This is a genomic window from Ornithinimicrobium cavernae (genome assembly GCF_003121625.1).
Classification (GTDB): domain Bacteria; phylum Actinomycetota; class Actinomycetes; order Actinomycetales; family Dermatophilaceae; genus Ornithinicoccus; species Ornithinicoccus cavernae.
Map to the genome: position 1 here is coordinate 141,671 of NZ_QDDJ01000006.1, position 20,351 is coordinate 162,021.

Consider the following 20,351-nt stretch of genomic DNA (forward strand, 5'->3'; position numbering starts at 1 on the left):
GAGCGCCCTCCGCACACAAGGAGGGAAGGTCGGAACGCCGGTGTCGTCCCTCTGCCGGTCAGCGGTCGTCGTGGATGGCGGCGAGGTGCTCGCGGGCCTCGAGCAGGGACGGGCCGTACCACGTGAGCAGCCGTCCACTGACCAGCCGGGTCGGCGTCCGCGAGAAGGCCTCCGGCCCGTCAGCGGCGCCGAACTCGTAGGGCTCGTCGGGCAGCAGCACCACATCGGCCCCCACCGTGTCCACGTCCGCGACCTCGACGTGGGGATAGCGCTGGTCATGGTCGGCATAGACGTTGCGCAGGCCCGCTCGTGCCAAGAGGTCGGTCGTGAAGTTCCGTCCCCCCACCACCATCCACGGGTCCCGCCAGATGGGCACCGCCACCGACGCCCGCGCAGGCGGTAGGTCCGGTGCGCCCCAGGCCGCCTCGGCCTGCTCCAGCCAGCCCGGGGAGTCCCAGCCCAGCACCTCGGTCACGAGCTGGCGCATCGCTGTCAGGGCCTGCGGCACGGACTCGATCACGGACACCCAGACGGGGACACCGGCCTCCCGCAGCCTCTGCACGTCGAGCTCGCGGTTCTCCTCCTGCACGACCACGACCAGCTCCGGCTCCAGAGCGGCGATCGCCGCGCGGTCGGGGTTCTTGGTGCCGCGCACACGCATGACGTCCAGGTCGCTCGGGTGGGTGCACCAGTCGGTCGCCCCGACCAGGGCCTCGCGGCGGGTGGCGGCGATCGCCTCGGTGAGTGACGGCACCAGGGAGACGACCCGCCCGACGGGACCGTCCGGCAGCTCGACCGGGTGCCCGAGGTCGTCGGTGAGGGTGCGCGGCATACCGGCACGCTAGCCGACCCCTGTGCTCGGGGCGGCCCCGCCGTCCGCCGACTGGGCCGTCTCTCGATGCGAGTGGTAGGACGGAGGGATGCCTGAGACTGCCGAACTGCCCGACGGGGTCGTCACCGCTGTGCGCGGGGCCCGCCGCGTCCTGGTCCTCACCGGCGCCGGCATGAGTGCCGAGTCCGGGATCGCCACCTTCCGCGACGCGCAGACCGGGCTGTGGGAGACGTTCGACCCCGGCCAGCTGGCCACCCCGGAGGCGTGGGCAGCCGACCCGGCGCTCGTGTGGGCCTGGTACGCCTGGCGGATCCGCCTCGTGCGCGACGCCGAGCCCAACCCCGGCCACCGGGCGCTCGCCGACCTGGCGGCCCACCGCGAGGTGGCCATCGTGACCCAGAACATCGATGACCTGCACGAACGGGCCGGGTCCCAGGTGGCAGCCCACCTGCACGGGTCGCTGCTGGACCTGCGCTGCGCCCAGTGCGGCGCGCCGTTCGAGGGGTTGCCGGAGCTGCCCGAGGAGCCCGTCGAGCGGGTCACCCCAGCCTCCTGTGCGGGCTGCGGTGGTGACGTCCGGCCCGGTGTCGTCTGGTTCGGGGAGGTGCTGCCCGAGGACGCGGTGCGCGAGACCGAGGCCGCGATCGGGGCGCTCGGGCCCGGCGACGTCTGCCTGGTGGTGGGCACCTCCGGCATCGTGTTCCCCGCCGCCGGGTATCCGTCGGCCGCCGCGGCCCAGGGAGCGACCGTGATCGAGGTGAACCCCGTCGAGAGCGAGCTCAGCGACCTGTGTCACCACGTGGTGCGAGGGACGGCGGCACAGGTGCTGCCGGCTCTCGTGACGGTCCTGGACGAGGGCTGAGCGACCACGGGCGCCCGCTCCCGAGGGTCCGCCTATGCTGACCCGGTGCCGCACGACGAGATCCTGAACGGACCGCGGATCGCCGTCGTGGGCAGCGGGCCGAGGGCGCTCTGGGCCCTCGAGCGCCTGCTGGAGCACCTGAGGTCCGGCAACGCCCGCGTGCGTCCGGTCATCGAGGTCTTCGGTCCCGGCCCGCTGGGAGCCGGGCCGAACTATCACCCGGACCAGCCGGAGTTCCTGCGCCTGAACCTGCCGGTCGACCGGGTCGACGTCTGGTCCCTGTCCGGCCACCGCGGGCCCTCGATGGCGGACTGGCGAGGGACGCCGACCGAGGCCGGTGAGCTCGCCGTCTACCCCTCGCGCGCCCGCACCGGTCGCTACCTCGCGGAGCAGGCGGCCGACGTGGTGGCCCAGCTCGACCGGCTGGGTGTCCCGGTCCGGCACCACCGGCAGCTGGTGGAGCGGGTGACCGGGCCGTATGCCGAGGGGTCGGCCACTCCGTCCACCGCCGGTGTCCGGGGTGGCCGGGGTGGGGGCTGGTGGGTGGATGACGTAGGCCCCGTTGACGAGGTCCTGCTCGCGACCGGACACCCGGTCGACTGGCCAGGTGCGCTACGGCATACCTGGTCTGCTGGCCTGCCCCCGCTGCACCCTGTCACCTTCCCGGTCCAGGACCTGGTGGCGCGGGAGGAGCTGGTGCCCGGGGCCGGCGTCCTGGTGCGCGGCGCGGGGTTGACCGGCATCGACGCCGCCCTGGCACTCACGACGGGACGCGGCCAGACCGTGGCCGGGTGCGACCTGCGCATCGTCCTGGTCTCGCGCAGCGGACGGATGATGGTGCCCAAGTCGCCGGCCGACCTGGTGCGGGCCACGCACGCACGGGCTGGTGACCCGGCGCGGTTCGTCGACCAGGCGGTCGGCCTGGTGCGTGCCGGCCGAGGCGCAGAGCTGCCCGGGGTCCTGCACGACCTGGCGGCGCACCTGCTCGTGGGAGCCACGGGGAGCCAGACGGGGGAGGCGCGGCGGCAGGTGGAGCACGTGGTCGAGGACCTCCACTCCGGCGACGAGCCTGCGGAACCGGTGGTGCAGCTGCGGTCGGCGGTGGCCGTGGCCCGTGGTGACGTGCCGCCCGACGGCACCTGGGCGTTGGGCCAGGCGTGGCGGGTGCTGCAAGGTGACCTGGCCCGCGCGCAGCAGGAGCTGGACCCGGACGGGCCTCCGCTGGGGTGGCCGGACTACGCGATGTGGGGCCCGGAGCTGGAGCGACTGGGGTACGGCCCCTCGCTCATGCACGCCGAGTTCCTGGTGGCCGCGATGGAGGCTGGCGTGGTGCAGGTGCGCAGGGGTGACACGGCCCAGTTGGCGCGGGAGCTGCGCCCCGACCTGGTCGTCGACGCCGTGCTGCCGCCACCCGGCGTCCGGGACCTGCCCGACGGTCACGTCCTGCGGCACCTCGTCGACGACGGCGTGCTCGTGCCGGCCCGTGGGCACCGGGGCGCCCGGGTCGGTTGTGCAGCCGAGGTGCTCGACCCTGCCGGGTCGCCGGTGCCGGGCCTCTCGCTCGTCGGCCGGGCCGCCGAGGGCGCGGTCCTGGCCGCCGACACCCTGCTGCGGGACATGCACCCGGCGGTGGACCTGTGGGCCCAGCGGGTTCTCGGCGTCCGCCCCGAACGAGCCTGACGCCGACGCCCATCCCGCGTCTTGGAGCAGTGTGTTGTTCTGAGAGCCGGCTACAGGAGGCCGCGAGAAGCAGAACCCGCTCCAAGATCGGGGCGCGCGGGACCGAGCAGGGTCCGCGCAAACCCCGTCCGGTTTCCCGGTGACCCGGACTAGAACGCCGACTCGGGCAGCCCCATGATCGAGTCGTCGACGTGGGTGATGATCCCGCGGTCGGCGTGGACGCGCGGCAGGACGTCGCGCGCGAAGAACCTCGCGGCCGCCACCTTGCCGAGGTAGAAGTCCTGGTCCGCACCGGTCGCGCCGGCGTCCAGCGCGGCCTGGGCGACCTCGGCCTGGCGCAGCAGCAGCCAGGCGATGACCACGTCGCCGGCGGCGAGCAGGAAGCGGGTCGTGGACAGGCCGACGGAGTAGATGGCCTCCGGGGTGCCGCCGTTGCGCGGGTCGGAGGCCATGACGCGGCCGACGAGGAACTCGACCATGCCCTGGACGTCCTCCACGGCGCGGCCCAGCAGGCCCCGCTCGGTGGCCAGGACGTCGTCGGCGCCACCGCCCTTGACCAGCTCCATCATCTGCGCGGCGAGGTGGCCCAGCGCCTGGCCCTGGTCGCGGACGATCTTGCGGAAGAAGAAGTCCTGCCCCTGGATCGCCGTGGTGCCCTCGTAGAGGGAGTCGATCTTGGCGTCCCGGATGTACTGCTCGACGGGGTAGTCCTGCAGGAAGCCCGAGCCGCCGAAGGTCTGCAGCGACTCGGTGCCGAGCAGCACCCAGGCACGCTCCGACCCGCAGCCCTTGACCAGTGGCAGCAGCAGGTCGTTGAGCTTCTCCGCCATCCGGGACTCGTCGGTCGGGGAGTCCCCGGCGATCATCACCGTGTCTTGCTGCACCGCCGTGAACAGCAGCAGCGCCCGCAACCCCTCGGCATACGACTTCTGGAGCATCAGGCTGCGGCGGACGTCCGGGTGGTGGGTGATCGTCACGCGCGGCGCGCCCTTGTCGGCCATCTGCGTCAGGTCGGCGCCCTGCACGCGCTCCTTGGCGTACTCCAGGGCGTTCAGGTAGCCGGTCGACAGCGTCGCGATGGCCTTCGTGCCGACGAGCATCCGGGCGTACTCGATGATGTGGAACATCTGCGCGATGCCGTTGTGCACCTCGCCGAGCAGCGTGCCCACGGCGGGGTTGTCGGGGTCCTCCCCGAAGCGCAGCTCGCAGGTGGTCGACACCTTCAGCCCCATCTTGTGCTCGATGTTGGTGACCTGGACGCCGTTGCGCTCGCCGAGCGCGCCGTCCTCGCCGATGTGGAACTTGGGGACGATGAACAGGGACAGCCCCTTGGTGCCCGGGCCCGCACCCTCGGGGCGGGCCAGCACGAAGTGGATGACGTTGTCGTAGAACGGGGCCTCGCCGGAGGTGATGAAGCGCTTCACGCCGGTGAGGTGCCAGGTCCCGTCCTCGGCCCGGACCGCCCTGGCCCGACCCGCACCCACGTCGGAACCGGCGTCCGGCTCGGTGAGCACCATCGTGGCGCCCCAGTGGTTGTCGATCATCTGCTGGGCGAGCACCTGCTGCTCGGGCGTGCCGAGCGTGCGCAGCACCTCGGCGAAGGTGTAGCCGGCCGAGAACATCTTCACGGCCGGGTTGGCGCCGAGCGCCATCTCCGAGACGGCCCAGGTCAGCGAGGCCGGGGCGCGGGTGCCACCGAGCTCCTCGCTGACCTCCAGGCGCCACCACTCGGCATCGCGCCACGCCAGGAACGACTTCGTGAAGGCCTCCGGCATGGTGACCTCACCGGTGGCCGGGTCGAACGTGGGTGGGGTGCGGTCGGACTCCAGGAGGCTCGCGCCGAGCTCGTTCTCCGCGAGCGTGGAGACCTGCCTGAGGATGTCGCGGGCGGTGTCCTCGTCGAAGTCGCCGAACGCGCCCTGCCCGAGCACCTCCTGCCGGCGCAGGACCTCGAACAGGTTGAACTCCAGGTCTCGCAGGTTGCTCTTGTAGTGGCTCATGGTCCTCAGTTCCCTCGTGCCGACGCCGGTGATCCACGGCGATCCGTCCGCGACAAGTACCCGGTACTGCGCGTACCTACTTCTGAGTAACAGTGTGCCTCTCGCCGGCACGAAGGTCAAGGCACGGCGCCGGTATGCCGACGCTCACCCGGGGCGTCTGCAGCACGCTGGCTCAGTGGCCGACCGAGAGGACGCTGCGACTGGTTGTCGGGTGCTCGACCTCGTCGAGGAGGGCGATCGCGAAGTCCTCCATGCTGATCGATGACGTGCCATCGGGGGCGACGACCAGGCTCGCGCCTCCGGTGCGGTAGGTCCCGGTCCGCTCGCCCGGCTGGAACAGGGCAGGCGGGGCGAGGTAGGTCCAGTCGACTCCGGACGAGGCCTCGAGGGTGGAGAGCTGGTGGACGCTAGCGGCGGCAGATCGACGGTAGGCCGCGGGGACCCAGTGCGGGACCTCGATGGCGGTGCGGTTCGTGTCCCCGACGCGCAGGGGGCCGGCGCCACCGACCACGACCAGGCGCAGCCCGGCTGTCCGCGCCCCTCCGAGGAGGCCCTCGGTCACAGGCAGGATCTCGCCCTCCCGGCCGGGGCCCGGGCGTGTGGCGCTGATGATCACGTCGTGCCCCGTCGAGGCAGCTGCGACAGCGGTGGCGTCCGCCGCGTCGAGGGTCACCCACCCTGACTGACCGCCGAGGGGACCTGCCGGGCTGCGACCTGCTGGGGTGGTGTGGTGCCCCCGTGCGTTGGCCTCGCGCACGATGCGGTTGCCGCACGCGCCGTTCGCTCCGATGACCAGGAGCTTCATGCCACCGCCTCCCGGACCCGACGCAGCGCGGGTCTGCCGGGAAGCTGGGCGCTGGACACTGCGACGAGGGCGAGGGTGAAGCCGACCAGCTGCAGCGGGGTGAGCCTCTCGTCCAGCACGAACCAGCCGAGGAGGGCGGCCACGAGTGGTGAGATGACCGGGAGGAAGGCGACGGCGCCGGCGGGGAGGTGCCCGACGCCACGGAACCACAGGGTGTAGGCGAGCAGTGCCCCCACCAGGCTCAGCCAGCCGTAGCCGGCGAGTGCTGAGCCATCCAGTGCGGGCGCCGGCCCCTCGAGGACGAAGGCGACCGGAACGATGACCAGACCTCCCGCGGTGAGCTGCCACCCGGCATACGGGACGGGGCCGACAGGTCTGCCCCAGCGTTTGGACAGCACCGTGCCCAGCGCCATCACCAGGGTGCTCGCCAGTCCCGCCAGGATGCCGGTGGTGCTCAGCGCTGCCGCGGGTCCCGCGACCATGAGGGCGACGCCGGCCACCGCCAGGACGCCCCAGCCCAGCCTCCAGCGGGTCGCCCGCTCGCCGAGCAGGGGCACGGCGAGGACCGCAACGACCAGGGGACCGGCCGCGCCGAAGATCGCGGCGACACCGCCGGGCAGGAGGTAGGCGGCCAGGAACAGGAGCGGGAAGAAGGCGCCGATGTTCAGGGCGCCGAGGACGAGGGCCTTCCACCACCACGCGCCCTGAGGGAGCTGTCGGGCCAGGGTGACGGCGATCAGTCCCGCAGGCAGGGCGCGCAGGGCGCCCGACCACAGCGGGTGGTCGTCCGGGAGGAAGAGTGTGGTGACGACGTAGGTGGTGCCCCACACGACCGGGGCCAACGCGGTTGTCAGCGTGACGGCCGTGCTCGACGGTTGGCCACTGGGCATTGGTCATCCCTTGATTCGAGGTAGAAGTGTTTGACGTCGTCCAATATAAGGAGGGAGTAGGCTCACGTCAAATAGTTTGAGATGGAAGGGGTTTGTCGTGGCCGACCGGGTGAGTGACTTCCTGCGGCAGTGGGCCCGCGAGCGCCCCGACCTCGAGGTCGCCCCGATGGGTGTCGTCGGTCGGCTGGGTCGCGCCGCGGAGATGGTGGCGCGGGGGACGCAGGAGTACTTCGCCGCCCACGGGCTGCAGCACGGCCAGTTCGACGTGCTGGCCACCCTGCGCCGGTCGGGGAGGCCCTTCACCCTGACTCCTGGGGCGCTCGCCGACTCCACCATGCTGTCGCAGGCGGCGATGACGAACCGGCTCACCAGACTGGAGGCCAAGGGGCTGATCGACCGGCGCACCGACCCGACGAACCGCCGTAGCGTCCTGGTCTCCCTCACTGACGACGGGCTCGCCCTGGTGGACCGCATCGTGGAGGGCCACCTGGAGAACGAGCGGCGGCTGCTCGACCCGCTGACCGCGGCGGAGCAGGCCCGGCTGGCTGCCCTGCTGGAGAAGTGGCTGGCCGGCTCGGGGGACGTGTCCCACGCAGAGCGCGACTGATCGGTGGTCCTCCGGTCAGGGTGCGACGAGGGCGAAGCACGCCCCGGCCACGCCGAGAGCCAGCACGACGCCGACCAGCATGAGCGGGGGGAGCGGGTCCGCGGTCAGCGACCCGCGATGGATCCCGTGCACGCCCCGGTTGGTGCGGATCCGCTGGGTGTCGGTGATCACCACTGCGGCGACCAGCGCGATGGCGGGCAGCACGAGGAGCCACGCGCCGTAGTGGCTGACCCACCGCAGGAAGATCGCGCTGATCGTGACCAGTGCGAGGCAGGTACGGCTCCAGGCGAGCGTCGCGCGCTCGGGCTGGAGGCCCCTGTCGAGGTGCGCGGCCGTCGTGACGGTCGGGAGGCGGCGCGACCGGCCCGCCCGTCGCCGGCGTGCGGTCGCGGGGCCGCGGTGCCTGGGTGTGGTCATGGGCCCGAGGTCAGGACGACGATCCCGACGACGATCGCGGCCACGGCCCCACCGATCCCGAGCAGGGGGGCGATCATGGGCAGGGGGAGGGGCTTGGCGTGACGCATCGCCCGCTCGACGCCCAGCCAGCGCACAAAGGCTCCTCCGCTCAGCAGCATGCCGAGGCCGATGAGCAGCAGCGCCACGAGCTTGCGCACGTTCGCGTCGAAGATGTCGACCGCGAAGGCCTCGATCGCGATCCCGCCGGCGAGCAGTGCCAGAGCCGTCCGGATCCAGGCGAGGAAGGTCCGCTCGTTGGCCAGCGTGAACCGGGGATCCGGCTCGTCGCCATCGGGAAGCAGGCGTCGCGCGAGCCAGGTCCGGTCGTCGGCGTCAGGTGCTCGGGTCACGACAGCACTATGGCAGGCAGCGTCGGGGAGGCCCGCCCCGCCCTGCCTCCGGCAGGGGTGCCGACAAGGGCCGGATCGGGGCGTCGGGACAGGAGACGTCCGGTCAGGTGGCGCTGTCGAGCACGGCTGCCGCGGTCTCCGCGTCCGTGATCACCACGTTCGCATAGCGACCGCGCAGCGAGCCGCGGAGCGGGCCGACCTTCTCCGGGCCGTACGCGACCACGACCACCTTCGGGATCGAAGCGAGTCGATCAGGGGGCACCGAGAGCACGCGCCGGCACAGCTCGGTGACCAGGTGGCGCCCCTGCTCATCGAAGTGGTGGCCGCAGATGTGGCCGACCGCTCCAGAGGCGCGCAGCTCCTGGTTGATGGCCGGTGTCAACCAGGTGTCGAAGATGGAACCGGACGTCGAGGTCGAGTCGATGGCGCCCACGCCGAGGAGCGCCAGGTCGGCCCGGCCTCCGAGGGCGATGGCGGTCGCGACCGAGTCCTCCCGTCGAAGGGCCGTCGCCAGACGGGCATGTGCCACCACCAAGGGTGCGGGCATGAGCCGGTAGGAACACCCGAATGCCGTCGCGAACCGGCGGCAGATGTCCGGGCTGTCGACCAGCGTGCTCTCGTTGCCCAGCGAGCCGATCATCTGCACTGCGCACATGTCCGGTCTGTGTTGGTTCCCCAGCGCATCGACCACCCGCGAGATCGTGCTGCCGTTGGAAACGGCGACGACCGAGGTGGGGCCCGTCACCTCGGTCACGTAGGACGCCGCCATGTCCTCGACCATGAGCTCCTCGCCCGGACCGGGGTCAGCCACCCGGGCGTCCTTGAGCTTGAAGCGGCTCACGAGCTCGCGCTCGAGCTGCAGCGCACGCTCCTGAGGGTGCTGGACCTCGATCTGCACGATGCGGCGGCGGCGCGCCTCGCGGAGCAGGCGCGAGACCGTCGGACGGGAGAAGCCCACCTCACGTGCGACCTGGTCCTGGTCCATTCCGTCCAGGTAGTACAACCGAGCCACTCGTACCAGGAGGAGCGTGCGTTCTCGTTCCCGCTCGCTGGCCGTCGTGTTGGTGATCATATGTGCAACTCTACTCAACCACCGTCCCTGGCTCCCACCACGAACGAAAGGTGCCGAACGGAGGTCTTTGAGACATGGTGCACAAATGTGCAGCCCAGGCCTTGCGGCGCGAGAGGCGCGCCTCCTATGTTGCGGGGACGACGTGGCCCGGGACGGTGGCCACACCGACCCAGGAGGCCCCCTTCTATGTCCTTCGTCCGGACCATTCTCGGAGACGTCGACCCGACGACTCTCGGCGTCGTGAACTCCCACGACCACCTCATTCGCATCGGTGGTGGCGAGGTCTACATCGACCCTGACCACCTCCTCGATGATGTCGACAAGGCGGTGGAGGAGGCTGGCTACTTCGTCGACGCCGCGAAGAACTGGGCCTCGGGCGGCACGGTCATCGACATGTGCCCCGCGGACTGTGGTCGGGACGTGCTCAAGCTCGCCGAGGTCAACTCCCGGGTGCCCGATCTGCAGGTCGTCGTCGCCACCGGGTTCCATCAGGAGAAGGTCTACCTGGAGACGCGGGCGCACTGGGTCTGGCAGCAGCCGGTTTCCACCATCGCGGACCTGCTGATCGCGGACATCATGGAGGGAGTCGACCGTTGGGACTACAACGGCCCCATCGTCGAGCGCACGCCGCACAAGGCGGGCGTGATCAAGTTCGCCTCCGCCTACGGGAAGATCACAGACTGGGAGGCCAAGACGCTCGAAGCCGCTGCCATCGCGGCCAAGGAGACCGGTTGCCCCATCAACACGCACACCTCGGCCGGCACTGCGGCCCTGGAGCAGGCCCAACGCTTCGTCGAGCTCGGTGTCAACCCCGAGAAGGTGGCCATCGGTCACACCCAGCGCAATGCAGACGTGTGGTACCTCTCGCAGATCACCAAGCTCGGCTGCTACCTGGAGTTCGACGGAACCAGCCGCATCAAGTACCGCGCCGACAGCGACCGTGTCATGTTGGTTCGGGAGCTGGGTGAGCTCGGATACGGCAAGCAGATACTCCTGGGCACCGACTCTGGCAAGCGCGGCTACCAGAAGGCTTACGGCGCGACGACCGGCATGGACTTTGACCCTGCCGTCTTCGCTCCCCGCCTCCTCGACGAGGGACTGGACAAGGAGTATGTCGAGGACCTGCTGATCAACAACGGCCAGCGCTTCTTCGCCTTCGACGAGTCGGGTCGATGAGCGCCACTGCACCCCTGGCTGTCCGGCGGCGGAGCCTGCAGATCGCGCTCGATGTCCGGACGGTTCCCGAGGCGCTCGCGGCGCTGGAGTCCACCGCCGACGATGTTGATGTCATCGAGGTCGGCACCATTCTGTGTCTCTCGGCGGGGATGGAAGCCGTGCGTTGTCTGCGCGCCGCGTATCCGCTGCACACGATCCTCGCCGACGTCAGGATCGCCGAAGCGGGCTCACTCATCGCCAACCTCGCCTTCGACGCCGGCGCCGACTGGGTCTCTGTCGTCAGCGGGGCCGCCCCTGCGACGGTGCCGGCCGTCGCTCAGGTCGCGGCCGCGCGGGGCAAGGAGGTTCAGGTGGAGCTGTCCGACGGCTGGGACTGGGACCTGGTGAGTCGGTGTCGTGAGGTCGGCATCGCGCAGTTCATCGTGCACCGTAGCCGCGACGCCGAGGCGAGTGGCAACCTCGCTTGGTCGGCGGCCGACCTTGACGCGATCGCCGAGCTGCATCGCCGTGGTGGACGGGTCTCCGTGACCGGAGGACTGAAGCCGGAGGAGATCCGGGCCTTCTCCGAGATCCCCGCGGAGATCTTCATTGCCGGCCGTGGCATCTACGGTGCCGAGGACCCGGCCGCAGCAGTGCACACGTACCGCACGGCTATCGACTCTCTACCGGCCGTCGACCGATGAGTGCGGAACCCGAGCCGCAGGGCCCGCCCATCGGCATCTACGAGAAGGCACTGGCTCCCGGCACGTGGCTCGAGATGCTGACGGCCGCGGGACGTGCCGGTTACTCGTTCGTGGAGATCTCCGTCGATGAGACGGAAGGGCGGCTGCGTCGACTCGAGTGGGACAGTGCGCAGCGCGATGAGCTGCGGAATGCTGTTCGCCAGACCGGTGTCCGCGTGCCGACCTTGTGCCTGAGCGCGCATCGCCGGTTCGGGCTCGGGTCAGGGGATCCCGAGACCCTGGCCACGGCGCGGCGCATCGCTGCCCAGGCTGTGGAGCTCGCCGACGCGGTCGGTGTGAGAGTGATCCAGGTTGCCGGCTACTTCGCCTACTACGAGCAGGCGGACCCGGGTGCCCGCGGGCGGTTCGTCGCCGAGATGTCACGGTTCGCGCAACTGGCCGGGCGCTACGGGGTGATGCTCGCCCTGGAGAACATCGACACCGCCGACGTGGGGTCCGTGCGAGATGCCTGCCAGATCGCGGACGAGGTCGACAGTCAGTGGTTCGGCATCTATCCCGATGTCGGGAACATCGTGGTGAACGGTCACGACGTCGCCAGCGACCTGCGCGCGATCGGAAGCCGGGCGGTCGGCATCCACCTGAAGGATGCGCGGCTCGGAGAGCCGCGGCGGGTGCCGTTCGGCACCGGTTCGGTGCCCTTCCCGCTCGTCTTCAGCACCCTTCAGGAACTGGCCTACCGGGGCCCGTTCATGATCGAGATGTGGAATGACGACCCGGCCACGGCCGAGGCCACAGCCGCGGACGCGCTGACCTGGATCCGGGCACAGATGGCCGAAGCGGCCTGATCAGAAAGCGATGCACATGGAAGTGACGACCATCGGTGAGGGGCAGCTCCGGCTGACTGCCGGACCTGGCAAGGCCCTCGCCTCTGCCGACGCCCTTGAGGTCTACGTGGCCGGAACCGAGGCAAACGTCGTTGGCCTGCTCTCCCGGCTGGGTCATCGCACGGCGATGGTGAGCGCTCTGCCAGACTCTCCGCTGTCGAGGAGGATCCTCGAGGAGCTGGGGGCGGCCGGAATCGATACCTCCGGGATCGTCACACTTCCCGGGCGCGTGGCTCTGTACTTCGTCGAGGAGAACGTCTCCCCGCTGCCCAGCCAGGTGCACTACGATCGGCAGCACTCCGCGTTCGCGAGCATCAGACCGGAAGACGTGGACTGGTCACTCGTCTCGTCGAGCCGGCTCCTGCACCTGACCGGGATCACCGCAGCGCTCACCGACCACACCAGGGCCGTGCTCGAGGCTGCGTTGGAGCGGGCGAGAGCAGTCGGACAGCGAGTCAGCTTCGATATCAACCACCGAACGCGGTTGTGGGATGCCGAGACAGCACGCCGCTGGTTCGACGACAACCTGCCGGGACGGGTCACGGTCGTGACCTGCGCCCGACGTGACGCCGAGGCGGTCTTCGGCCTGACCGGAGCAGCACCGGAGGTGGCCCGTCACCTCGCAGACCGTCTGGGTGCCCGCACGGTGCTGGTGTCCGACGGCAACCGCCCGGTGCACTGCTGGCACGGGGGAGACGTTCTCTCTCGTGCCCCACTGACCGTGCCGGTCGTCGATCGCGTAGGCGCTGGCGATGCGCTGGTGGGCGGCTTCCTGCACGGCTACCTCACCGGCGACATAGAAGAAGGTCTGGCCGCCGGCGTGGCGGCGGCGTCCCTGACACTCACACGCCGCGGCGAACAGCTGCGGACCACGGGGGCGGAACTTGCCCGTCTCGCCGCTCGAGCCGATGACGGACAGACCGAAGACATCGAACGTTGAGGAGTTGACGAATGTTGGACGTTCAGGTATCAGATTTCTCGCCGGCCCTGCGCAGAGCCGTCGACGCAGCACGCGCCACCGTCTCCGATCTGCACGCCGAGCTGCCCCGCTGGGGACTCGTGGTCTGGACCGCTGGCAATGTCTCCGAGCGGGTGCGCGGTGCCGACCTGTTCGTGATCAAGCCGAGTGGCGTGGGCTACGACGAGCTCACGCCTGAGTCGATGGTCGTCTGTGACCTGGACGGCAACCTCGTGGAAGGCACCCGATCCCCGTCGTCCGACACCGCGGCCCACGCGTACGTGTACCGGCACATGCCGCACGTCGGCGGCGTGGTCCATACCCACTCGACCTACGCCACGGCGTGGGCAGCCAGGGGGCAGGAGATCCCGTGCGTCCTCACCATGATGGCGGACGAGTTCGGCGGCCCCGTCCCGGTCGGTCCGTTCGCGCTCATCGGTGACGACTCGATCGGCCGCGGCATCGTCGAGACACTCCGCTCCTCCCGCAGCCCTGCTGTGCTCATGCGCAATCACGGTCCCTTCACCGTCGGGCCGGACGCCCGCGCGGCGGTCAAGGCCGCCGTCATGTGCGAGGAGGTCGCGAGAACCGTCCACGTCGCCCGGGAGCACGGTGAGCCAACGCCCATTTCTCGTCGGGACATCGACCACCTCTATGAGCGGTACCAGACGGTGTACGGCCAGTGAGCACGCGGGCAGGAACGGCTGTCAGCGGGTGACCTCGCACTGGCGGCCGACGCGCCAGCAGACCGCCGCGAGAAGCACACGTCCTACTCGTCGACGACACCCACCAGTGATTGGTCACTCGGCCGGGTCGCGGTAAGAGCACATCGAACAAAGGAGTTCCCATGAGTACATCGCCCAAGACGTTCACCCGCCTGCTGACCACACTCGCCGTGGCCGGTGTTCTGCTGTCTGCCTGTGGCGGATCCGGCGGGGCCAGCCCGGGCCAGGACCAGGCTCCCGCCGGCCCGCCCGACGAGGCCGCGGCTCAGGAGGAGGGCAAGGTCGTTGTCTATACCAGTGTCGACACCAAGGCACTCGAGGCGATCAACGCCGCCTTCACCGAGAAGTACGGCATCGAGGTCGAGTACTTCCGGGGTGACTCGCAGGATGCCATCAGCCGCCTTCTCAGTGAGAGCCGGGCCGGTGGTGCGAAGGCAGATGTGATCGAGACGTCAGACACACCGGGGATGATCTTCCTCGGTGAGGAAGGCCTGACGACACCGTACGTCTCTGCCGAGGCTGCCGAGATCCCTGACGAGTACAAGGACCCCGAGGGTCTGTGGACCTACACACGTCTGACCCTGGGCGTCATCGCCTACCGGCCCGACAAGGTCGAGGCGCCGACATCCTGGGCCCAGCTGAGCGAGGAGCCGTACCGCAGCCAACTCGCGCTCTTCAGCGACTCGCAGGGCTCGGGTGCCGCCCGGCTGTGGACCCTCGCCGAGGAGCTGGGCTGGGACACCATTGAGTCCTGGGGGGAGGCCGAGCCCTTGCGCGTGGAGACCCCCCAGCTGCTGCGCCAGACCCTGGAGCGTGGAGAGCGTGCCGTGGGTATCGCGCAGAACGACAACCACGCACTCAGCTCGCGCGCCGACACCGACGGAGCAGTCGACTTTGCGATCCCCGAGGAGGGGGTGCCGCTGGAGCCGGCAGCAATCGGCCTCGTCACGGACTCGCCGCACCCGAATGCGGGCAAGCTCTACCTCGACTTCTGGCTGTCCGAGGAGGGCATGGAGATCCTGGTCGACGTCGGGAAGAAGTATGTGTCGCGGGACGGGGTCGGTCATCCCGAGGGCGCGGAGCCGCTCGAGGACATCCCGTTGATCCTTCCGGACTACGAGGCGTATGCGGAGCAGCGGGGTGAGGCGCTCGGCAGGCTCCAGACCATTTTTGGTGGTGAGTGGGGCCAGTGACGCCCCTCGTCGCGCCCAGAAGGCGCACGACTGCCGGGTCGAAGCTGCCCCTGTGGGGTCTCATCGCGGGGCTCAGCCTTCTCGTCGGCTACCCCAGCCTGTGGTTGCTGCTGACGGCCTTCGAACTGCCGGAACAGTTCTCGGTCCGGGCATTCACCGATTTCGTCGGTGACGACTCGTTGGTCCGGCCGACGCTCAACACCGTCGTCCTGGGTGTGCTCACAGCGATCGGAACGGTGCTGGTCGGTGTTCCGCTCGCGTGGTACACGGCAGTGACCGACGGCCCCTTCCGGCGCTTCGTTCACCTGGCCGTGCTGGCGACCTACATCACGCCGCCGTACCTGACGGCGATCGCCTTCACCCTGCTGTTGAGCCCTGAGGCCGGGATCCTCAACGTGTTATCCCGCAGGATGGGTGGGCCGTCGTTCGACGTCTACAGCATGGCCGGGCTCGTTCTCGTGGTCACACTGCACGTCTGTTCGTTCTGCTACCTGCTCGTGCACGACGCTCTCAAGCGGATCGACGCGCCGCTGATCGAGGCGGCGCGCACGCTTCAGGCGGGGCCGTGGCAGGTGCTGCGGCGGATTCTCCTGCCGCTGGTCGCACCCGCGGTCACTGGCGGTGCCCTGCTCGCCGGCATTCTCGCGATGACGGAGTTCGGGCCCCAAGCGGTGCTCGGCACGCCGGGTGGCCTGACCTTCCTCCCGACCCGCATCGTGAGCTCGCTCGGTGGCTACCCGCCCCGTTGGGCGGACATGGCCGTCCTCGCGCTGATCCTCGTGGTGTTCGCTGCCGTCGGGTTGGTTGCTCAGCGGCGAGCGCTCGGCAAGCAGTCGTTCATCACGGTCACCGGCCGCGGGGTGCGGCCCATCCGGTTCTCCCTGGGCAGAGCCCGCTGGCCAGCGGCGATCGCAGCAGTGGGGTTCGCCACGGTGGCCACCGTGCTCCCCTTCGGGGTCCTGGTCTCGGGTGCCTTCGCCCGTGACTGGACAACGCTCGTGTCCCCCGGCAACTTCACGCTCGAGAACTTCCGGGCGGCCTTCGTCGAGGACGAGGTGACCGGTTCAGCGGTTCTCAACAGCGCTGGCCTGGCCGCAGCAGCGGCGACGATCTGTGTGGTCATCGCGCTGGCCGTCGCCTACTTCGGGCACCGGACGACGCAGCGCTTCCGCGACCTGCCGGACTACCTCGCCGCGGTGCCCCTGGGGCTTCCGGCAACCGTCCTGGCCTTCGGGCTCCTGCTCGCGGTCACCAACCCCCCGTTTCAGTTCCTCTACGGCACCCTGGGGTTGCTGCTCGTGCTCTATGTCGTGCGGTTCCTGCCGCTGGCGACACGGACGATGAACTCCGGCGCCTCGCAACTGAGCGGTGAGCTCGAGCTCGCGGCGCGCATCACCGGTGCCTCCTGGTGGCAGGCGACCCGCCGTATCTCGTTGCCGCTGATCTGGCCGACTGTGGTTGCGGCGTGGCTGCTCGTCCTGATGCCGGCCAGCAACGAGTTGGGCGGCACGGTGGTCCTCTATGCGTCCGGCACGGAGACCATCTCGATCGCCATCATCCGGCTCAACGACCTTGGACAGTTCGGACCCGTCGCAGCCCTGGCTGTTGCGGTCATCAGCGCACTGCTGCTCATCAGCGGCCTGGCGCAGTGGATCACCACCCGCAGAGCATCACCAGATAGGAGAACGCGATGAGTGACGTCACCTTCGAGGCCGTCAGCAAGGGCTACGGAGGCAACCTCGTCGTCAAGGACCTCGACTTCACGATCCCCGGGGGGCAGTTCACCTCGATCCTGGGACCGAGTGGGTGCGGGAAGACGACGCTGCTCCGCATGCTGGCCGGCTTCATGACACCTGACACGGGTGAGATTCGCAACGGCACCGCCGTCCTCTCCACGCCGGGGACGATGGTGCCTCCGGAGAAGCGCGGGATGGGCATGGTCTTCCAGCAGTACGCCATCTGGCCACACATGAATGTCTTCGAGAACGTGTCGTTCGGCCTGGAGATGGCCCAGGTCCCACGCCACGAGATCGGCTCCCGCGTCGCGGAGGCCCTGGAGACCGTCGGCCTCGGCGGTTATGAGTCACGCGGGTCCGCAGACCTGTCCGGCGGCCAGCAACAGCGGTTGGCGCTGGCTCGTGCGCTGGTGACCCGCCCCTCGGTGTTGCTGCTCGATGAGCCACTCTCCAACCTGGATGCCCGCCTGCGCGAGCGGATGCGCTTCGAGCTGCGGGAGCTGCAGCAGCGCACCGGAATCACCTTCGTCTATGTCACGCACGACCAGGTCGAGGCGATGAGCATGTCGGACACGATCGCCATCATGCGCAGCGGCGTGATCGAGCAGCACGGCGCACCCGAGGAGCTCTACAACCGGCCGGTCAGCGCCTTCGTCATCGACTTCCTCGGGCTGAACAACTGGTTCGACGGCACGGTCGTCGGGATGGACGGCGACCGCGCACGGGTCAAGGTCACCTCCGGAGCCACCGTCACGGGCACCGCGGCCCCGGGCATCGCCGTGGATGCCAACGTCCGGGTCGCCGTGCGTCCCGAGGACTTCGTGCCGACCGACCGACCTGCCGGTCAGGACAACGTGCTGGCCGGCGAGGTGACCCAGTCGCTCTTTATGGGCAGCTACCTGCACCACTCGGTCAAGGTGCCGGGCCGGGAGGACAACGTGGTCGTGCAGACCGGTCGCGGTGCGCGTGTGCAGCAGGGGCCCATCAACATCTGGGCAGATCCGCATCTCACCCACGTCGTCCCAGCGAGCGACCTGTGAGCCGGCCCGCTGCCCAGGAGCAGCCACTGAACACGTTGATCCTCTGTGCGGACCAGCTCAACCCAACGGCCCTCGGCTATGCGGGCAGCCCGTGGTCGGTCACGCCGGCCGTCGACGAGCTGGCCAGGCAGGGCACCGTCTTCAGCGATGCGGTGTGCGCGAGCCCGATCTGCGTCCCGGCGAGAGCGAGTCTCGTGACGGGACGGTACGTCCACGAGCTGGGCACCTGGGACAACGGCCACCCCTACTCCGGCGAGGCCCCCAGTTGGGGACACCGCCTGAGTGCCGCCGGGCAAGAGGTGGCCACCATCGGCAAGCTGCACTTTGCGGGAGACGACGCACCCACGGGCTTCGAGCAGCAGCACGTCCCCATGCACGCGGAGGAGGGGCACGGTGACCTGTACTCGATGCTCCGCGACGACCTGCCCGACCGTCCGGAGCTGCGCCGCATGATCGCAGGGGCGCACTCCGGCGACTCGGAGTACACCACCTATGACCGGGTGGTCACGGACGCCGCGTGCGAGTGGCTGCGCGACCACACCGGGTCGACGACTCCGTGGACCACCTTCGTCTCCCACGTGTCGCCGCATCACCCTCTCATCGCGCCGCCGGAGTTCGACAGGCTCTTCGACGAGGTCGACATCCCCTTGCCTCGACAGTGGACGCTGGACGAGCGCCCGACGCACCCAGCGCTCGAGCGACTGCGGCGTTACTACGGGTTCCACGGAGAGCTCAGCGTCGAGGAAGTGCGCCGGGCGAGACGGACCTACTTCGCCCTGGTCGCCTACCTTGACGCGCAGGTGCGACAGATACTCGACGTCCTTGACGAGACCGGTCTCAGGGAGCGGACCCGAATCATCTTCACCGCGGATCACGGAGACAACATCGGTGAGCACGGCCTGTGGTGGAAGAACAACATGTATGCGGGCTCGGTCGGGGTCCCCTTGATCCTCACCGGGCCCGGCATCACGCCGGGGGCAAGGTCCACGACGCCGGTGTCGCACCTCGATATTCTTCCGACGCTCCTCGAGTGGTCCGGACTCCCGGCCGAGCCGGACCTGCCCGGGAGGAGCCTGGCGGCCATCGCAGGAGAGCCGGACGATCCGAACAGGCTGGTCTTCTCCGAGTACCACGCGACGGGGTCGAGCGCCGGCATGTTCATGGTGCAGGACTCCCACTACAAGTATGTCGAGTACGTCGGTGAGGCGCCTCAGCTCTTCGACCGCCGGGCCGACCCGGGTGAGCTCGTGGACCTGTCCGGTGAGGACCGGTGCGCCGAGGTCGTGGACGGCTACGCGCAGCACCTCAGGTCGATCTGCGACCCTGAGGTGGTGAATGAGAGGGCACGGACCAGCCAGCGTGCGAAGGTCGATGCCTTTGGTGGGCCCGAGGCCGTCCGCGCAGCGGGGTTCCGCACCCACGTGCCACCACCGGCGACGCGCCGGTGACCGACGCCTGCACCTGCACGCCACGACGCGACCCGGCAGACGGCGCGACGGGGCGGGCGCCCCGCCAGCCCGACGCCGGGCGGGGTGACCGGCCGGCGGCTGTGGCGCCCGTAGCCAGGCGGGCCGCCCCCGTGGAGCTGGCCGGCGGAGTGTTCTGGATGGGTAGTGAGGACCCGGACGCGAACCCCTCGGACGGGGAGGGCCCAGTGCGTCAGGTCGAGGTGCCTGCGTTCGCGATCGATGCGTGCGCCGTGAGCAATGCTCAGTTTGCTGCCTTTGTCGCCGAGACCGGCTACGTGACCGAGGCGCAGGAGATGGGCTGGTCGTACGTCTTCGCCGGCTTCCTGCCTCCACGGCTGCGCGCCGTCTCGCCCCGCCCGCCTACCGTCCCGTGGTGGTGCGGCGTCCGAGGAGCCTCCTGGGACCGACCGGAGGGTCCGGGCTCGTCGGTCGAGGAACGCTGGGACCATCCGGTCGTGCACGTGTCCTGGCGCGACGCAGAGACCTACGCGGAGTGGGTCGGAGGTCGACTGCCCACTGAGGCCGAGTGGGAGTTTGCGGCACGAGGGGGCCTCCAACGGGCGAGGTACCCCTGGGGTGATGAGCTCACTCCGGGCGGCGAGCATCGTTGCAACATCTGGCAGGGGGTCTTTCCCACGAGGAACACACGGGAGGACGGCTACGCGGGGACCGCACCCGTCGACGCCTTCCCTCCCAACGGCTACGGGTTGCGCAATGTGGCCGGCAATGTGTGGGAGATGCTGGACGACTGCTGGCGGGTCGAGCACATGTCGCCCGCAATCAGGGACGAGTCCGTCCGTGTCATGCGCGGTGGCTCCTACCTCTGCCACGACTCGTACTGCAACCGCTATCGCGTCGCAGCGCGGACGCACAACACCGTGGACTCCAGCTCGGGCAACCAGGGGTTCCGAGTGGCCTATGCACGCTGAGGTG

At 69.8% G+C, this 20,351-nt stretch carries 20 protein-coding genes; 13 read left to right on the top strand and 7 right to left on the bottom strand.

The features are described from left to right. Positions 1-58: 58 nt before the first annotated feature. The gene (locus DA085_RS08265) at positions 59-832 is read right to left on the bottom strand and encodes a helical backbone metal receptor (RefSeq protein ID WP_109472484.1); all 774 of its coding nucleotides are present in this window, start codon (positions 830-832) and stop codon (positions 59-61) included. An 88-nt stretch (positions 833-920) separates the two neighbouring features. Between DA085_RS08265 and DA085_RS08270 the strand changes: the two genes are divergently transcribed. Further along, on the top strand, positions 921-1,694 hold the full coding sequence (locus tag DA085_RS08270) for an SIR2 family NAD-dependent protein deacylase (RefSeq protein ID WP_109472485.1): 774 nt from the start codon (positions 921-923) through the stop codon (positions 1,692-1,694). Between the two features lie 45 nt (positions 1,695-1,739). Beyond that, positions 1,740-3,374 carry an FAD/NAD(P)-binding protein gene (locus DA085_RS08275; RefSeq protein ID WP_109472486.1) on the top strand — a complete coding sequence of 545 codons (1,635 nt, stop codon included), beginning with the start codon at positions 1,740-1,742 and terminating at the stop codon, positions 3,372-3,374. Between the two features lie 149 nt (positions 3,375-3,523). Here DA085_RS08275 and DA085_RS08280 read toward each other — a convergent pair whose 3' ends face one another. The 3 genes from DA085_RS08280 to DA085_RS08290 form a co-directional block, all read right to left on the bottom strand. After that, entirely contained in the window at positions 3,524-5,374 is a 1,851-nt protein-coding gene (locus DA085_RS08280; protein ID WP_109472487.1) for an acyl-CoA dehydrogenase, read from the bottom strand. A gap of 172 nt (positions 5,375-5,546) precedes the next feature. After that, positions 5,547-6,179 carry an NAD(P)-dependent oxidoreductase gene (locus DA085_RS08285; protein ID WP_109472488.1) on the bottom strand — a complete coding sequence of 211 codons (633 nt, stop codon included), beginning with the start codon at positions 6,177-6,179 and terminating at the stop codon, positions 5,547-5,549. Continuing rightward, positions 6,176-7,069, bottom strand: a complete 894-nt coding sequence (locus DA085_RS08290) for an EamA family transporter (RefSeq protein ID WP_109472489.1) — start codon at positions 7,067-7,069, stop codon at positions 6,176-6,178. Before DA085_RS08290 ends, DA085_RS08285 begins: the two co-directional genes overlap by 4 nt. Positions 7,070-7,166: 97 nt before the next feature. Here DA085_RS08290 and DA085_RS08295 point away from each other — a divergent pair, with 97 nt between their 5' ends. Then, the gene (locus DA085_RS08295; protein WP_237565386.1) at positions 7,167-7,676 is read left to right on the top strand and encodes a MarR family winged helix-turn-helix transcriptional regulator; all 510 of its coding nucleotides are present in this window, start codon (positions 7,167-7,169) and stop codon (positions 7,674-7,676) included. A 15-nt stretch (positions 7,677-7,691) separates the two neighbouring features. On the opposite strand, the gene DA085_RS08300 is transcribed toward DA085_RS08295, so the two are convergent. The 3 genes from DA085_RS08300 to DA085_RS08310 all read right to left on the bottom strand — a co-directional run bounded on the left by DA085_RS08300 (position 7,692) and on the right by DA085_RS08310 (position 9,554). Next, positions 7,692-8,093: a DUF202 domain-containing protein gene (locus DA085_RS08300; protein ID WP_109472490.1), complete on the bottom strand. Its 402-nt coding sequence runs from the start codon at positions 8,091-8,093 to the stop codon at positions 7,692-7,694. Further along, entirely contained in the window at positions 8,090-8,482 is a 393-nt protein-coding gene (locus DA085_RS08305) for a YidH family protein (RefSeq protein ID WP_109472491.1), read from the bottom strand. The genes DA085_RS08300 and DA085_RS08305 overlap by 4 nt, the downstream gene beginning before the upstream one ends. 103 nt (positions 8,483-8,585) lie before the next feature. Beyond that, positions 8,586-9,554: a sugar-binding transcriptional regulator gene (locus tag DA085_RS08310; protein ID WP_109472492.1), complete on the bottom strand. Its 969-nt coding sequence runs from the start codon at positions 9,552-9,554 to the stop codon at positions 8,586-8,588. A gap of 186 nt (positions 9,555-9,740) precedes the next feature. On the opposite strand from DA085_RS08310, the gene DA085_RS08315 reads away from it, so the two are divergent. From DA085_RS08315 to DA085_RS08360, 10 genes are all read left to right on the top strand, one after another. Continuing rightward, complete coding sequence (locus tag DA085_RS08315) at positions 9,741-10,730, top strand: phosphotriesterase family protein (protein ID WP_109472493.1); 990 nt, start codon at positions 9,741-9,743, stop codon at positions 10,728-10,730. After that, a complete protein-coding gene (locus DA085_RS08320) occupies positions 10,727-11,413 on the top strand; it encodes an orotidine 5'-phosphate decarboxylase / HUMPS family protein (RefSeq protein WP_109472494.1) in 687 nt (228 codons plus the stop codon). Before DA085_RS08315 ends, DA085_RS08320 begins: the two co-directional genes overlap by 4 nt. Continuing rightward, positions 11,410-12,258, top strand: a complete 849-nt coding sequence (locus tag DA085_RS08325) for an L-ribulose-5-phosphate 3-epimerase (protein WP_109472495.1) — start codon at positions 11,410-11,412, stop codon at positions 12,256-12,258. The genes DA085_RS08320 and DA085_RS08325 overlap by 4 nt, the downstream gene beginning before the upstream one ends. 16 nt (positions 12,259-12,274) lie before the next feature. Beyond that, positions 12,275-13,237 carry a sugar kinase gene (locus tag DA085_RS08330; protein ID WP_272914481.1) on the top strand — a complete coding sequence of 321 codons (963 nt, stop codon included), beginning with the start codon at positions 12,275-12,277 and terminating at the stop codon, positions 13,235-13,237. Between the two features lie 11 nt (positions 13,238-13,248). After that, entirely contained in the window at positions 13,249-13,941 is a 693-nt protein-coding gene (locus DA085_RS08335; RefSeq protein WP_109472497.1) for an L-ribulose-5-phosphate 4-epimerase, read from the top strand. 161 nt (positions 13,942-14,102) lie between these two features. Further along, positions 14,103-15,173, top strand: coding sequence for an ABC transporter substrate-binding protein (locus DA085_RS08340; RefSeq protein ID WP_109472498.1), 1,071 nt, complete (start codon positions 14,103-14,105; stop codon positions 15,171-15,173). Beyond that, the gene (locus DA085_RS08345; RefSeq protein WP_161958450.1) at positions 15,170-16,867 is read left to right on the top strand and encodes an ABC transporter permease; all 1,698 of its coding nucleotides are present in this window, start codon (positions 15,170-15,172) and stop codon (positions 16,865-16,867) included. Before DA085_RS08340 ends, DA085_RS08345 begins: the two co-directional genes overlap by 4 nt. Then, positions 16,864-17,949: an ABC transporter ATP-binding protein gene (locus DA085_RS08350; RefSeq protein WP_109472500.1), complete on the top strand. Its 1,086-nt coding sequence runs from the start codon at positions 16,864-16,866 to the stop codon at positions 17,947-17,949. The genes DA085_RS08345 and DA085_RS08350 overlap by 4 nt, the downstream gene beginning before the upstream one ends. Beyond that, positions 17,946-19,397 (top strand): sulfatase family protein, encoded by a 1,452-nt coding sequence (locus DA085_RS08355; protein ID WP_161958451.1) that lies wholly within the window; start codon positions 17,946-17,948, stop codon positions 19,395-19,397. Before DA085_RS08350 ends, DA085_RS08355 begins: the two co-directional genes overlap by 4 nt. Then, positions 19,394-20,347 (top strand): formylglycine-generating enzyme family protein, encoded by a 954-nt coding sequence (locus tag DA085_RS08360; protein ID WP_109472502.1) that lies wholly within the window; start codon positions 19,394-19,396, stop codon positions 20,345-20,347. The genes DA085_RS08355 and DA085_RS08360 overlap by 4 nt, the downstream gene beginning before the upstream one ends. The last annotated feature ends 4 nt before the right edge of the window (positions 20,348-20,351 follow it).

What these genes read in the sequence shown, in the direction of transcription:
- DA085_RS08270 (WP_109472485.1), top strand. Translation starts at nt 921, where the DNA reads ATGCCTGAGACTGCCGAACTGCCCGACGGGGTCGTCACCGCTGTGCGC.
- DA085_RS08285 (WP_109472488.1), bottom strand. Translation starts at nt 6,179, where the DNA reads ATGAAGCTCCTGGTCATCGGAGCGAACGGCGCGTGCGGCAACCGCATC.
- DA085_RS08350 (WP_109472500.1), top strand. Translation starts at nt 16,864, where the DNA reads ATGAGTGACGTCACCTTCGAGGCCGTCAGCAAGGGCTACGGAGGCAAC.
- DA085_RS08310 (WP_109472492.1), bottom strand. Translation starts at nt 9,554, where the DNA reads ATGATCACCAACACGACGGCCAGCGAGCGGGAACGAGAACGCACGCTC.
- DA085_RS08330 (WP_272914481.1), top strand. Translation starts at nt 12,275, where the DNA reads ATGGAAGTGACGACCATCGGTGAGGGGCAGCTCCGGCTGACTGCCGGA.
- DA085_RS08315 (WP_109472493.1), top strand. Translation starts at nt 9,741, where the DNA reads ATGTCCTTCGTCCGGACCATTCTCGGAGACGTCGACCCGACGACTCTC.
- DA085_RS08265 (WP_109472484.1), bottom strand. Translation starts at nt 832, where the DNA reads ATGCCGCGCACCCTCACCGACGACCTCGGGCACCCGGTCGAGCTGCCG.
- DA085_RS08300 (WP_109472490.1), bottom strand. Translation starts at nt 8,093, where the DNA reads ATGACCACACCCAGGCACCGCGGCCCCGCGACCGCACGCCGGCGACGG.
- DA085_RS08320 (WP_109472494.1), top strand. Translation starts at nt 10,727, where the DNA reads ATGAGCGCCACTGCACCCCTGGCTGTCCGGCGGCGGAGCCTGCAGATC.
- DA085_RS08335 (WP_109472497.1), top strand. Translation starts at nt 13,249, where the DNA reads ATGTTGGACGTTCAGGTATCAGATTTCTCGCCGGCCCTGCGCAGAGCC.
- DA085_RS08340 (WP_109472498.1), top strand. Translation starts at nt 14,103, where the DNA reads ATGAGTACATCGCCCAAGACGTTCACCCGCCTGCTGACCACACTCGCC.
- DA085_RS08325 (WP_109472495.1), top strand. Translation starts at nt 11,410, where the DNA reads ATGAGTGCGGAACCCGAGCCGCAGGGCCCGCCCATCGGCATCTACGAG.
- DA085_RS08280 (WP_109472487.1), bottom strand. Translation starts at nt 5,374, where the DNA reads ATGAGCCACTACAAGAGCAACCTGCGAGACCTGGAGTTCAACCTGTTC.
- DA085_RS08290 (WP_109472489.1), bottom strand. Translation starts at nt 7,069, where the DNA reads ATGCCCAGTGGCCAACCGTCGAGCACGGCCGTCACGCTGACAACCGCG.